Genomic DNA, 12,332 nt, shown 5'->3' on the forward strand with positions numbered 1-12,332 from the left:
GCAGGGCCGAACGCGGAACGCGGCAAGCCGGGACCGAGGGTGGTCGCCACGCTCGCGCATCTCTACCCCGAAACCGAGCACGTCATGGGCTGGGAGGTGCGCGATGGCGGCTTCGGCGTGGTGCTGGACGGCAGCGTGCCCGACGTCGTGCGCACCTACCTGGCCGGCGACGTGCACGCGCTGCTGAGCGAGCACGGCCTGAGCACGCGTGACGTCTCCGCCTGGGTGTGTCACCCTGGCGGTCCCAAGGTGCTCGAGGCGGTGTCAGAAGCCCTCGATCTGTCGCCGGGAGCTCTGGACGTGACCTGGCGCTCGCTGGCCGCCAACGGCAACCTGTCGTCGGCCTCGGTGCTGCACGTGCTGAGCGACACTCTGGAGGATCATGCCCCGCCACCGGGAACCGCCGGCATGCTCATGGCGATGGGACCGGGGTTCTGCGCCGAGCTCGTCCTGCTGCGCTGGTAGCCGTCGATGATCTGGTACTCGTTGCTAGTCGCGGCAGTCGCGATCGAGCGGCTGGCCGAACTGGTCGTCGCCAAGCGCAACACCGCCTGGAGCATGGAACGTGGCGCGGTCGTGCGCGGGCAAGGCCACTATCCCTGGATGGTGGCGCTGCACACGGGCCTGCTCGCGGGCTGCCTGATCGAGACGTTCGCCGCCGACCGACCGTTCATCCCGGCGCTCGGCTGGCCCATGGTGGCACTCGTGCTCGCCTCCCAGGCCCTGCGCTGGTGGTGCATCACCACGCTCGGCCCGCAATGGAACACCCAGGTGATCCTCGTGCCCGGGATGCCTGCCGTACGCAGCGGCCCCTACCGCTTCTCCTGGCTGCGCCACCCCAACTACGTGGCGGTGGCCGTCGAGGGTGCCGCGTTGCCGCTCGTCCACACCGCCTGGATCACTGCGCTGGTCTTCACCGTGCTCAACGCCGTCCTGATGGTGGTGCGCATCCGCTGCGAGAACGAGGCGCTCACGCTGCTCGAGGAACGGCCGAGCCGTTGATCGACCTTCTCGTGGCGGGCGGCGGACCGGCCGGGCTGGCCACCGCGATCCACGCCGCGCTGGCCGGGCTGCGTGCCGTCGTCGTCGAACCGCGCGCCGTACCGGTCGACAAGGCCTGCGGTGAGGGTTTGATGCCGGGCGGCGTCGCCGCCTTGCGCTCGATGGGCGTGACCCTCCAGGGACACCCTCTGGCCGGGATCGACTACATCGGTCCCACGGCCCGGGTGCGGGCCGACTTCGCCCGCACCATGGGCCTGGGCGTACGGCGGACCGCCCTGCACGCCGCTCTGGCCGAGCGGGCGGCCGCCCTCGGGGTGCCCGTCATCGCCGCCAAGCTCGACGACCTGCGCCAGGACGAGCATGGCGTCGAGGCGGCGGGGATGCGGGCCAGGTGGCTGGTGGCCGCCGACGGCCTGCACTCGCCGATCCGCGCGAAGTTGCGGCTCGGGCTTCCCGACCGCAGACCCAGCCGGTACGGCTTGCGCCGGCACTTCCATGTCGCCCCGTGGTCCGACCATGTCGAGGTCCACTGGTCACCGGCCGGGGAAGCGTACGTGACGCCGGTGAGCGACGACCTGGTCGGGGTCGCGATACTCAGCACGCGACGCATGGGCTACGACGAACATCTGGCCGCCTTCCCCACCCTGCTCCCCCGGCTCACCGGCGAGCCCGCGACCGCCGTACGCGGGGCCGGACCGCTTCGCCAGCGCGTTCGTGCCCGGGTGGCCGGGCGGGTCCTGCTGGTGGGCGATGCCGCGGGTTACACCGACGCGCTGACGGGCGAGGGCCTGTGCCTGGCCGTACGCTGCGCGCAAGCCCTGGTCGGCTGCCTGGTCGAAGGGCGGGCGGGCGACTACGAGCACGCGTGGCGGCGGCTGTCACGCACGCACCGCCTGCTGACCGGCGCCCTGCTCGAGGCCGCAAGGCGGCCGGGCACCGCGCGGCTGGTCGTGCCCGCCGCGGCGCGCCTGCCCTGGCTGTTCACCGCGACGGTGCGCGCCCTGGCCTGACCCGGCGCTCCGGGAGAGGTTCGCGCGTGTCGAGAGAATCCCCAACATCGCGTCCGTGCTGGTCACGGGTTGCTGAGCCCGCTGCCGGATGGCTGGACCTTGCCGCGGGGGTAGGGGGGGAGTTGTGTCGCATCCAACGCTGCGCCGCCACATGCTTCCAAGCGCACGATGCCGTCGGACGTGTCCGCCCGGCTGTCATGGTTCGACCGGTTCGCCACGACCGCGGCCGGGTTCGTCTCCCGGGCCTGGTTCTTCGCCGCTTGTGTGCTGCTGGTCCTGGTGTGGATGCCGTCCTTCCTGATGATCCGCAACCTGGACACGTGGCAGCTGATCATCAACACCGTGACGTTCCTCCTGGTGGCACTGCTGCAGAACACCCGGAGCCGGGCCAACCACGCACTGCAGCACAAGCTGAACGCAGTCGCCAAAGGCCTGCTTGGCCCTGGTCATGACCGACCTCGCCGAGACGCGCGGCGACCAGCGTTTGAAGGCGGAGGTCCAGGACCTGCGCGCGGCCGTCGGCCTGGAGGACAAGGAGAGCGCCTGATCACCCCGCAGTCGTGCTGCGCCTGGCTCCGGCCGTGACGGTGCAAGCTGATGGCATGATGCCGTCAGCCCCCGTGGTCGCCGGACAGTGGTGGAATGACGGGGTCGCGGGAGGCATCGGTGCATGACAGAACGTTGGGACAGGGCCTGCGGGTGTCGGCCTTGGGGCTGGGCTGTATGGGTATGTCGCAGAGCTACGGCCCCAACCCGGGCACTCGCGAGGACATGATCGGCGTGATCCGGTCAGCGGTGGACGCCGGGGTGACCTTCTTCGACACCGCCGAGGTCTACGGGCCTTACGTCAACGAGGAACTCGTCGGCGAAGCCATCGGACCGATCCGTGATCAGGTGCAGGTGGCGACCAAGTTCGGGTGGGAGATCCAGGATGGCGCAGCGGTCGGCCTGAACTCACGGCCGGAGCAGATCCGCGCCGTCGCCGACGCCGGTTTGCGACGCCTGGGCGTGGAGGTGATCGACCTGTTCTACCAGCACCGGGTGGACCCGGACGTGCCGATCGAGGAGGTGGCGGGCACGGTGGGCGAGCTGGTGGCGGCGGGCAAGGTCAGGCACTTCGGCCTGTCGGAGGTCGGGGCCGCCACGCTGCGCAGAGCGCACGCCGTGCACCCGGTCACCGCGGTGCAGTCGGAGTATTCACTGTGGACGCGTGACCCCGAGCCCGAGGTGCTGCCCGCGTGCGAGGAACTGGGTGTCGGGTTCGTGCCGTTCAGCCCGCTGGGCAAGGGATTCCTGACCGGATCGGTGAAGGCTGGGTCCGCTTTCTCCGACGGCGACATCCGGGCCACCATCCCGCGGTTCGGCGCCGAGAACCTGGCCGCCAACCAGGCCCTGGTGGATCACGTCCGTGCCCTGGCCGAAGCCAAGGGTGCCACTCCGGGTCAGCTCGCCCTGGCGTGGTTGCTGACCCAGCGGCCGTGGATCGTCCCGATCCCGGGAACGCGCCGGCTGTCACGGTTGCAGGAGAACGTCGGCGCCACCGCGGTCGGGCTGTCGGCGGACGAGCGGGCCGACCTCGACGCGTTGGCCGCCAGGGTGGGCGTGGCGGGTGACCGCTATGGCGAGGCGCACCTGAGTCTCGTCGGCCGGTGACGCGAGCCTGCCGTACGGCACGCGCCGCGGACCCGGCCGCGAAGGCACGACGTGTCGCCGGCCTGAACGGTCAGGAGGCCGATCGCCAGGCTCGGATCCAGGCGGCTTCCGCGGCCGCATCGAGCAGATAGGTGGGTCGCAGGCGGCCGAGCGGCACGTAGACCAGGTCGATGGCGAGCAGGGTCGAGGCGGTGGCCAGCCCGATCCGCCGAGCATGCCGTACGCCCTCGGGAGTCTGCGCGGCGCGGACCTGGGACCAGCCGACGCCGATCAGCAGACCGGCCACCGTGCGCACCAGCCAGCGATCCGTTTTGGGGCCGAGCACCGCCTCGAAGCTGCGCATGTGCAGCAGCGGCCAGGCCCCGCCGACGATGTTGAACACCCCCTGCGACCTCGCCAGCCAGGCACCGCCCTTTCGGGGTTGGTCGCCTTCGCTCTTCATCCTTGACGGCTACCCCGGACAGGGATGGCGAACCGGCGATTTCCAGGCGGCCGGTGCGTCGCCGCGTGACGCGCGACAGCGCTTGGGCCCGGCCGACGGACCCGGCCACTCGTCGTCGGAGCGTCGATAGCGGGTCTAGCATGTCGCGGGTGATCCCCAACGTGATCCCCGACGTCGATTCCGATCCGTTCGAAGGCCTGGACGCCTCGGCCCTGCCGGAGCGTCAGCAGCGGATACTGGCCGCCATCCAGGACTGGGTGATCAACCATGGATACGCGCCGAGCACCCGCGAGCTGGGGCGAGCTGTTGGGTTGCGTTCCGCGTCGGCGGTGTCGAAGCATCTGAGAAGCCTGGAGGACAAGGGGTTCCTGCGTCGGGCCTCGACGCTGACCCGTCCGATCGACGTCCGTCTCTTCCTGCAGCCGGCGGCGTCGAGGCCGCCTGCCGACCTGGTGTCGGTGCCCGTGGTGGGCGATATCGCCGCAGGCACGCCCATCCTGGCCGATGAGCACGTCGACGATCTGCTGACGCTGCCGCGCGACCTGACCGGGCGGGGGACCGTGTTCGCCCTGCGGGTGCGGGGTGACTCGATGATCGAGGCGGCCATCTGTGACGGCGACATCGTGGTGGTGCGCCAGCAGCCCGAGGCGCACTCCGGTCAGATCGTCGCCGCGATGATCGACGGCGAGGCGACCGTCAAGGTGTTGCGCCGTCGCAACGGGCACGTCGAGCTCGAACCCCGCAATCCCGCCTACTCCGTCATCGACGGCGACGAGGCAGTGGTGCTGGGCGTCGTGGTCTCGGTCCTGCGCAACCTTTAGAACGGGCCGCGGCCGACCCACGAGAACGAGCTGCGGCCGACGCACCGGAGCGGGCCGCCGTCGACCCACCAGAACGGACCGCGGCCGACCCACTAGAACGGGCCGCGGTCGACCCACAGGCGCGTGGCCTCCGCCCGGTTACGCAGCCCGAGCCGCGAATACACCCGATGCAGATGCTTGGACACCGTCGCGGGCCGTACGCCCAGCCGCCGGGCGATCTGCGCATCGGTCAGCCCTTCGGCGACCAGCCGCAGCACCTCCCCCTCTCGCGGCGACAGCTCCAGGAGCGGCCGGGCCTGCCGCTCCCCCGCGACGGCGAGCGGCACCCGTGCTGCCTGCGGAGCCAGCTGCAACGCGAACTGTCCCTGCAACGGAACCCGGCCCACCGCCGTCCCCACGTGCTCGGCACACGCCACGAGCAGGTCGCGCTGCCGATCGGTGAACTGGCCCCGCTGACGCGACAACGTGATCGCCCGCAGCACCGGCCCGTGGAAGGAGAGCGGCAGGCACAACTGGTCGCTGGTGCCGTACATGGCCTCCCGATACAAAGGGGACGCCTGCCACTCGCGAGCGCCCACCACGTCCGAGATCCGCACCGGGAGCACGGACCCAGCACGCCGTACGGCGAGCCGCGACAACGGTTCTCGCAGCGGGTGCGTGTGCCCCAGCGCCGCATACGCCGGCAGTCGCTCGGCATCCGGCCGGTGAGCCGGCCAGAACACGGCGACTTCGTGCTGGGTCCGGAGGTTGAGCTGCGTGAGCGTCGCCGTGGCGCTGCCCACCACCCCCGCCACCTCGCCCAGCAGCGGCCGCAGGTGCGCGAACGTGCGCACGCGCAGCGTCGCGATGGCGAATTCCAGTACGGCACGCAGATCCTTGGCGCGCAACGACGACACCACGATGTCCCCTGTACGTCTCAAGCCCCCGGGAGAACGTACCTACGGCCATTGCATAGTTCTGCGTAATAAGTGGCATTCGATCAGAGAGTGCAGCCAATGATGGCTCCGACAATCCACCGCCGATGTACGGAGCTGACGCATGCGCGCACGCACTCTCACCGCCATCATGGCCGGGCTCATCCTGGCCGGCCTCGGTCAACCGGTCGCCACGGCAGCGGGTCCACCGGGCGCGTTATCCGTGCTCGCCCCCGGGGACGTCGACGAGGACGGCATCCCCGATCAGGTCGAGCTGGAGGGGATCAAGCGTCCTGACGGCAGCCTGTCCATGGACCTGGCCGCGCTGGGCGCGAGCCCCTGCCGTAAGACCGTCCTGATCGAGGTCGACTACATGGCCGACGCGGACCATGACCACCGGCCGGACCTGTTCGGCGGCTCGACCGGGCTGCCGCATCCCGATCTGGGCGTGAACGACACGCGCTTCGAGGACAACGGCCACAACCAGATCGCGGTCGGCGACTTCAACGGCGACGGGCGCGGCGACATCGCGATCGCGGACGCCTCCGAGGGCGGACGCATCCACGTCTACGACGCCGTCACCCACACCGCCCACCCCGACCTCGGCGTCCACGACACCCGATTCGAGGACAACGGCCACAACCAGATGGCCGTCGGCGACTTCAACAACGACGGACGCGACGAGATCGCCATCGCCGACCACTCAGAAGGCGGACGCATCCACGTCTACGACGCCGTCACCCACACCGCCCACCCCGACCTCGGCGTCCACGACACCCGATTCGACGACGACGGCCACAACCAGATGGCCGTCGGCGACCTGAACGGCGACGGGCGCGACGAGATCGCGATCGCCGACGCCTCCGAGGGCGGGCGGGTCCACGTCTACGACGCGGTCACCCACGCCTTCTCCCCCGACCTCGGCGTGCATGACACGACGTTCGAGAACGACGACCACAACCAGATGGCCGTCGGCGACCTCAACGGTGACGACCAGGACGAGATCCTGATCGCCAACGACTCGGGCGGCAGGATCGACGTGCTGGACGCGACGACCCACCTTCCCGACCCGAGCATGGGCATCAAGGACACGCGGTTCAACGACGACGACCACAACCAGCTCGCGGTCGGCAATCTGGACGGCGACCACCTGGGGACGGCGGAGGCGATGATCGCCGACGCGTCGGAGGGCGGCCAGGTCCAGGTGTTCGACGCGCGCCGTCCGGCGGGGCCCGTCGAGGAGGTGGCGGCCGCGTTCGCGAGCGCGCCGGTGCCGGCGGCGACGTCGTGCCCCTACCCGGGGGTGGACACAGAACCGGGCATCCAGCTCATCGTCGAGGTCAGTGGAACGATCCCGCACAAGCCGGTCCTGATCCCGTCGGAGTTCGCGACGATCAAGGCGGACCCGGCCAACTTCGACCCCGCCAGGGATCCTTACGTGCACTACAACCTCTGGGTGCACGATTACGGCGACGCGGAGGACGAGCCGTCCGGCAGCTCGGGGCTGGCCAACTTCACCGGCGACGGCCAGGACTTCCTGGTCAGCCTGGGCGCGTTCTCGGGAGGCAACGGCACCAATCGTGAGCAGGCGGGGACGTTCATGCACGAGCTGGGCCACTCGCTCGGCCTGGAGCACGGCGGCGACGAGGCCTTCGTCAACTACAAGCCCAACTACCTGAGCGTCATGAGCTACAACTTCCAGCTCATCGGGCTCACCTCGACCACCGGCAGCCACCGGACGATCGTCGACTACTCCGCGCAGGCGCTGGACGAACTCGACACGCTCCACCTGAACGAGCAGGCGGGCATCCAGCCCGACTCGCCGTTCTACACCCGGTGGTACGACGCGGACCGCGACCGCCGTACGGGCGCCGCCGACCAGCCCATCGACTGGAACGGCAACGGCACGCCGGGCGAGGCGGACGTGGCGGTCGCCGTCAACGGCGGCCTGTGCATCACCGCGGGCAAGAACGGCGAGCTGGACTCCGTGACCGACGCCAACGACAAGGAGGACGGAGACAAGATCCTCAGCGGCGACGACCACGTCTGCAACACCACGCGGGTCGACGACGACAAGCTGGTGATGTCGAAGGACAAGGGCCGCTTCCTGCACGGCTTCAACGACTGGGCGAACCTGAGCCTGGTCGCCGACCCCGCACCCGCCCCGGGTCGCGGGCCGGCCGAGCTGACCGCGGCCGAGGCCGACACCATCCACCAGTCACACGACCAGGCGCTGGCTCCGGACCGGAGCGTACGGCTGGCCAGCCCGCGCAGCGGTTTCCAGGAGACCGTGATGGGCGTGGCGATGGACAAGCACAACCTGTACGCCACCCACTACCACGAGACGATCGCCGCCCCCCACACGTCGGACGGCCCCGGAGCGCTGATCGTGCTGGACCGCAAGACGCTGCAGCGCAAGGCGCGGGTCCAGGTCGGGTACCGGCCGCACGCCGTGGCGGTCAACCCGCTCACCGAGCGCATCTACGTGCTCAACGCCGGCGAGCCGGGCAATCCCACCGTGAACAAGGTCACCGTGCTCAACAGCAAGACGTTGTCGGTGGTCGCGACGGTCGCACTGAACACCGGGCAGACCGCCACCGACGTGGTCGTGAATCCGCGCACCAACCGTGTGTACGTGTCCAACAACGCGATCGGCCGCCTGCACGTGATCGACGGCAGGACCAACACCGAGCTGCCCCCGATCATCACCGGCCCCGGGCCGCTCGGCATGGCGGTGGACGAGAACACGAACACGATCTACATCGCGATGAGCAGGCTGGCGGTGCAGCCGCCCGTGACCGCGCTCGGTGCGGTCACCGACGACGGGGTGACCCAGACGATCCATCCCCAGGTTCCGCTCGGTCCCGCGGGCACCCAGCCCTGGGACGTCGCCGTCGACCCGGCCAACAACCGTCTCTACACCGGCAACCTGGGCGGTGGGCCGATTCAGCCCAGCGTGACCGTGCTCGAACTGTCGTCGCGCACGATCATCAAGCAGGTGGTGACGCGGGGGCCGATTCGCGCCGTCGCCGTCAATCCGTACGCGCACCAGGTGTTCGCGGTCGGAGACCGGGGCGTGGACGTGGTCGGCGAGCAGTCGTTGTCGGTCGTGCGCACGATGCAGGTCAACCTCCCGTTCGCCGTGGCCACGGGGACGGGCCAGGACCGGCACCTGTTCGTCGGTGACGTTCGCAATGGGGAACTGACCCGGCTGTCCTACAGCAGCGGCACGCGCAAGTAAGCGAGGAGGCGGGTCACCTGGCCCGCCTCCTTCCGTTTCGTACCGCCACGAACAAACTCAGAGCTTGTACAACCTGGGGAACGGCGTGGTGATCCGTTCCTGCCGAGAACCGAAATCGACGAAAACGGCGACCTCGCCCTCGACGGCGGTGACCACTCCCAGACCGTATCGGTCGTGCGTGACCAGGTCGTCCATGCTGAACTGAACGACCGGCGGAGCCGGGGGCGGGGGCTTGAAGGGACTGGTGGGCAGGTGGCGACGGGGGGCGCCGCTGGCAGACTTCATCCTTCGTAGTATGTGTCACCGCGGGGAGTGCACGCCACAGCGGGGGCCTATCCGGTGCTCTCCTCGCCCGCGGCGGGTGTCCACAGGGGGTGGCCGGGCCCGAGGATCGCGTTGATCTCGGCCGGGTCTTCCACGAGGCCGCAGTGGGCGCACATCGTCTGCTCGGTGATGCCGTTGCCGCAGGTGGAGTGGACGTAGAAGATCGGCGGCTCGTCATCGGTCGCCCACTGGTCGCCCCACTCGGTGAGGGCGACGAGGGCCGGAGCGAGCGCACGACCCTTCTCGGTCAGCAGGTACTCGAACAGTTCCGGCTGCTCGGAGTTCCGGTGGCGGTACATGATCCCCGCCTGCACGAGGCTGTCGAGGCGCGTCTTCAGGACATTGGTGGCGATGCCCAGGTTGTGCTGGAAGTCGCGGTAGCGGGTCGCCCCGCCGAAGAGGGCGTCGCGCACGATGAGCAGGCTCCAGCGTTCGCCGATCACCTCCAGGGCCCGCGCGATGGAGCACACCTGAGAGTCGTACGTCTTCCCCAGCATGCCCTCATCCTATCGACGTGCTTGCGTCATGAAAGCGCGTCGCTCTAGAGTAACTTGCATGATGCAAGCGACTGAGCATTATTCGACCACCTTCACGGTGGACCGCAGCCCTCAGGAAACGTTCGAGTCGATCATTAACGTGCGCGGCTGGTGGTCGGAGGACATCAAAGGCGTCACCGACCAGGCCGGCGCCGTTTTCTACCACCACTACAAGGACGTGCACCGCTGCACGGTCCAGATCACGGACGTGTCAGCAGGTCGCAGAGTGGCCTGGCGTGTCCTGGACAACAACTTCAACTTCACGGCCGACCAGTCCGAGTGGACGGGCACCGAGATCGTCTTCGAGATCGCCGAGACGGACGGCGGCGCCGAGGTCCGCTTCACCCACGTCGGCCTGGTCCCGCAGCACGAGTGCTACGACGTGTGCTCCAACGCGTGGGGCGGATACATCGACGGCAGCCTGCGCAACCTGATCACCACGGGCAAGGGACAGCCCAACCCGAAAGAGGACGGCGACATCCCGGCCCATCAGGTCGCCGCGACCGTGGCCCGCGCCGGCCACCCGCAGCCGGCCGACGCCTGACACGTCACACCCGAGAGAGAGCTGATCATGAGTGCCCAGCCGGCGGATCCGCGGCCGAGCCGAGCGAACTTAGTCCTTGCCACGCTCTTCCTGGGAATGTTCGTCGCGGGCAGCAGCGAACTGCTCGTCGTCGGCGTGCTCGACCTGATCGCCGCCGACCTCCGCCTGACCATCCCCGCGGCGGGATCCCTGGTGACCGCCTACGCGCTCGGGCTGGCCCTGGGCGGCCCGATCATGACGGCCCTGACCATCAGGCTGAACAAACGGACCGTCCTCATCGGCGCGCTCGCGGCGTTCGTCGCGGGCAGCCTGGTCGTGATGATGACCGACAGCTACCCCCTGATGCTCGCCGCGCGCACCCTCACCGGCGCGGTCCAGGGCCTGTTCATCGCCGCCGCGTTCGCGACCGGCATCTCGGTCGTCCCGCCCGAGCGTATGGGCCGCGCGATCGGCGTCGTCGTCTCCGGCGTCTCGGTGTCGGGCGCGATCGGCGTCCCCCTGGGCACCCTGGCCAGCCAGTCGATCGGCTGGCGCGGCTCCTTCGCCGCCATCGCCGCGCTCTCCGCGATCATGCTGATCGCGACGCTCGCCGTCGTCCCGTCCGTGCCCAGCCAGGGCGCCGGAGCCAGGGACCAGGTACGGCACGCGCTCGCGCCCCGGGTGCTCGCCGTACTCGCCCTGGGCAGCCTGCTGTTCGCCTCGGTATACGCGGCGCTCACCTACATCGTGCCGTTCCTCCAGGAGGTCACCGGCATCTCGGGCGCGCTGATCAGCGTGTACATCCTCGCCTACGGCGTGGCCACGGCGGTGGGCTCCTTCGTCGGCGGCAGGTTCGCCGACACCAACGCCACGCGCACGCTGACGGTGGCGGCTATCGGGGCCACGCTCTGCCTGCTCGTGCTGCACTTCGTGGGCACCATCCCCGTCCTCGTGGCGCTGACCATCCTGGCCTGGGGAGTGTTCGCCTTCGTCACGGCGCCCGCCTTCCAGTACCGCGTCATCAGCCTGGCCGGCCCAGGGGGCGCCCTCGCCCAGTCACTGCCCGCCTCGGCGGCCAACCTGGGGATCGCTTTCGGCTCGTACGCCGGAGGGGCCGCGATCGGCGCCTTCAGCACCTCCGCCGCGATCACCGCCGCGCTGGTCCTCTCAGTGATCACCATCCCGGTTGCCTGGGCCACCGGCTTGCTGAGACCCCCACCGGCGACGCAACCCGCCACCCAGCCGGAGGAGGCCGGCGTCTGACTCCACCATCCAGGGGGCCAGATCTGGAGCCCTAGGAGCGCCGGGCATGAACCACCTGTCGCGCCACGGCGTCCTACTCTGCGCACATGCACTCTCACCTGGAGTAAATATGCGTGGATTTGGCCCCCTTCTTCCTCTCCTCGCCGTCGCCCTCGCCGCGTGTGGGGCCACGGAGGCATCCGCTCCCGTCGTCACCGCAACCGCGACCGTCACCACGAGCGTCGCGCCGACGACCACAGAGCCAAAGGCATCGGCCGTCGACTCGCAGCCGGACGAAGCGCGCCTCCCCGATGTCGTCGGCATGAACCTCCAGGAGGCGCAGGACATGATGCAGGCGTCCGGCTTCTACGTCCTCAACGACAAGGACGCCACCGGCCAGAACCGCTTCCAGGTCTACGACCGGAACTGGATCGTCACAGAACAGAGCCCCAAGGCTGGCAAGAAGGTGCCGATGGACACGCCCGTCACGCTCTGGGCCATGAAATACGGCGAGTAGGGCCCGGCTAGTTGTACTGACCACAGAGGTTGAGTACAGGGGATGATCGTTTTGGCATGAGGAAGGGCTTCCGGGTTCGGTGTGGATTGCGACATCTACCCCTGAAC

Annotated in this window: 13 protein-coding genes and 1 pseudogene; 10 read left to right on the forward strand and 4 right to left on the reverse strand. The window is 69.5% G+C overall.

Annotation, left to right across the window (positions count from 1 at the left end; translation table 11 throughout):
- The 5 genes and pseudogenes from ACIBH1_RS48240 to ACIBH1_RS48260 form a co-directional block, all read left to right on the forward strand.
- A partial coding sequence (locus tag ACIBH1_RS48240) for a 3-oxoacyl-[acyl-carrier-protein] synthase III C-terminal domain-containing protein (RefSeq protein ID WP_397320885.1) occupies positions 1–465 on the forward strand: 465 nt, incomplete at its 5' end.
- 21 nt (positions 466–486) lie between these two features.
- Complete coding sequence (locus ACIBH1_RS48245) at positions 487–1,002, forward strand: isoprenylcysteine carboxyl methyltransferase family protein (RefSeq protein WP_397320886.1); 516 nt, start codon at positions 487–489, stop codon at positions 1,000–1,002.
- Complete coding sequence (locus ACIBH1_RS48250; RefSeq protein WP_397320887.1) at positions 999–2,012, forward strand: NAD(P)/FAD-dependent oxidoreductase; 1,014 nt, start codon at positions 999–1,001, stop codon at positions 2,010–2,012. Before ACIBH1_RS48245 ends, ACIBH1_RS48250 begins: the two co-directional genes overlap by 4 nt.
- Positions 2,013–2,180: 168 nt before the next feature.
- Positions 2,181–2,372 (forward strand): annotated as a pseudogene (locus ACIBH1_RS48255) (low affinity iron permease family protein); the annotation flags it as partial.
- A 306-nt stretch (positions 2,373–2,678) separates the two neighbouring features.
- Positions 2,679–3,665, forward strand: coding sequence for an aldo/keto reductase (locus ACIBH1_RS48260; protein WP_397320888.1), 987 nt, complete (start codon positions 2,679–2,681; stop codon positions 3,663–3,665).
- Positions 3,666–3,735: 70 nt separating this feature from the next.
- On the opposite strand, the gene ACIBH1_RS48265 is transcribed toward ACIBH1_RS48260, so the two are convergent.
- Positions 3,736–4,047 carry a hypothetical protein gene (locus ACIBH1_RS48265; RefSeq protein ID WP_397320889.1) on the reverse strand — a complete coding sequence of 104 codons (312 nt, stop codon included), beginning with the start codon at positions 4,045–4,047 and terminating at the stop codon, positions 3,736–3,738.
- Positions 4,048–4,271: 224 nt separating this feature from the next.
- On the opposite strand from ACIBH1_RS48265, the gene lexA reads away from it, so the two are divergent.
- On the forward strand, positions 4,272–4,928 hold the full coding sequence (gene lexA, locus ACIBH1_RS48270) for a transcriptional repressor LexA (RefSeq protein ID WP_397320897.1): 657 nt from the start codon (positions 4,272–4,274) through the stop codon (positions 4,926–4,928).
- A gap of 92 nt (positions 4,929–5,020) precedes the next feature.
- On the opposite strand, the gene ACIBH1_RS48275 is transcribed toward lexA, so the two are convergent.
- A complete protein-coding gene (locus ACIBH1_RS48275; RefSeq protein ID WP_397320890.1) occupies positions 5,021–5,848 on the reverse strand; it encodes a LuxR C-terminal-related transcriptional regulator in 828 nt (275 codons plus the stop codon).
- A gap of 118 nt (positions 5,849–5,966) precedes the next feature.
- Here ACIBH1_RS48275 and ACIBH1_RS48280 point away from each other — a divergent pair, with 118 nt between their 5' ends.
- Complete coding sequence (locus ACIBH1_RS48280) at positions 5,967–9,083, forward strand: hypothetical protein (protein ID WP_397320891.1); 3,117 nt, start codon at positions 5,967–5,969, stop codon at positions 9,081–9,083.
- Between the two features lie 57 nt (positions 9,084–9,140).
- On the opposite strand, the gene ACIBH1_RS48285 is transcribed toward ACIBH1_RS48280, so the two are convergent.
- Together ACIBH1_RS48285 and ACIBH1_RS48290 are read right to left on the reverse strand one after the other, a co-directional pair.
- Positions 9,141–9,368 carry a hypothetical protein gene (locus tag ACIBH1_RS48285; protein WP_397320892.1) on the reverse strand — a complete coding sequence of 76 codons (228 nt, stop codon included), beginning with the start codon at positions 9,366–9,368 and terminating at the stop codon, positions 9,141–9,143.
- A 47-nt stretch (positions 9,369–9,415) separates the two neighbouring features.
- A complete protein-coding gene (locus ACIBH1_RS48290; RefSeq protein WP_397320893.1) occupies positions 9,416–9,904 on the reverse strand; it encodes a winged helix-turn-helix transcriptional regulator in 489 nt (162 codons plus the stop codon).
- A gap of 58 nt (positions 9,905–9,962) precedes the next feature.
- Between ACIBH1_RS48290 and ACIBH1_RS48295 the strand changes: the two genes are divergently transcribed.
- From ACIBH1_RS48295 to ACIBH1_RS48305, 3 genes are all read left to right on the forward strand, one after another.
- On the forward strand, positions 9,963–10,487 hold the full coding sequence (locus tag ACIBH1_RS48295; protein WP_397320894.1) for an SRPBCC domain-containing protein: 525 nt from the start codon (positions 9,963–9,965) through the stop codon (positions 10,485–10,487).
- A 27-nt stretch (positions 10,488–10,514) separates the two neighbouring features.
- Positions 10,515–11,729 (forward strand): MFS transporter, encoded by a 1,215-nt coding sequence (locus ACIBH1_RS48300; protein WP_397320895.1) that lies wholly within the window; start codon positions 10,515–10,517, stop codon positions 11,727–11,729.
- Positions 11,730–11,838: 109 nt separating this feature from the next.
- Positions 11,839–12,225 carry a PASTA domain-containing protein gene (locus ACIBH1_RS48305; protein ID WP_397320896.1) on the forward strand — a complete coding sequence of 129 codons (387 nt, stop codon included), beginning with the start codon at positions 11,839–11,841 and terminating at the stop codon, positions 12,223–12,225.
- Positions 12,226–12,332 lie beyond the last annotated feature (107 nt).

This window comes from Nonomuraea sp. NPDC050663, from assembly GCF_044456985.1.
In the GTDB taxonomy this organism is placed as follows: Bacteria; Actinomycetota; Actinomycetes; order Streptosporangiales; family Streptosporangiaceae; genus Nonomuraea.

What these genes read in the sequence shown, in the direction of transcription:
- ACIBH1_RS48285 (WP_397320892.1), bottom strand. Translation starts at nt 9,368, where the DNA reads ATGAAGTCTGCCAGCGGCGCCCCCCGTCGCCACCTGCCCACCAGTCCC.
- ACIBH1_RS48280 (WP_397320891.1), top strand. Translation starts at nt 5,967, where the DNA reads ATGCGCGCACGCACTCTCACCGCCATCATGGCCGGGCTCATCCTGGCC.
- ACIBH1_RS48300 (WP_397320895.1), top strand. Translation starts at nt 10,515, where the DNA reads ATGAGTGCCCAGCCGGCGGATCCGCGGCCGAGCCGAGCGAACTTAGTC.
- ACIBH1_RS48290 (WP_397320893.1), bottom strand. Translation starts at nt 9,904, where the DNA reads ATGCTGGGGAAGACGTACGACTCTCAGGTGTGCTCCATCGCGCGGGCC.
- ACIBH1_RS48305 (WP_397320896.1), top strand. Translation starts at nt 11,839, where the DNA reads ATGCGTGGATTTGGCCCCCTTCTTCCTCTCCTCGCCGTCGCCCTCGCC.
- ACIBH1_RS48295 (WP_397320894.1), top strand. Translation starts at nt 9,963, where the DNA reads ATGATGCAAGCGACTGAGCATTATTCGACCACCTTCACGGTGGACCGC.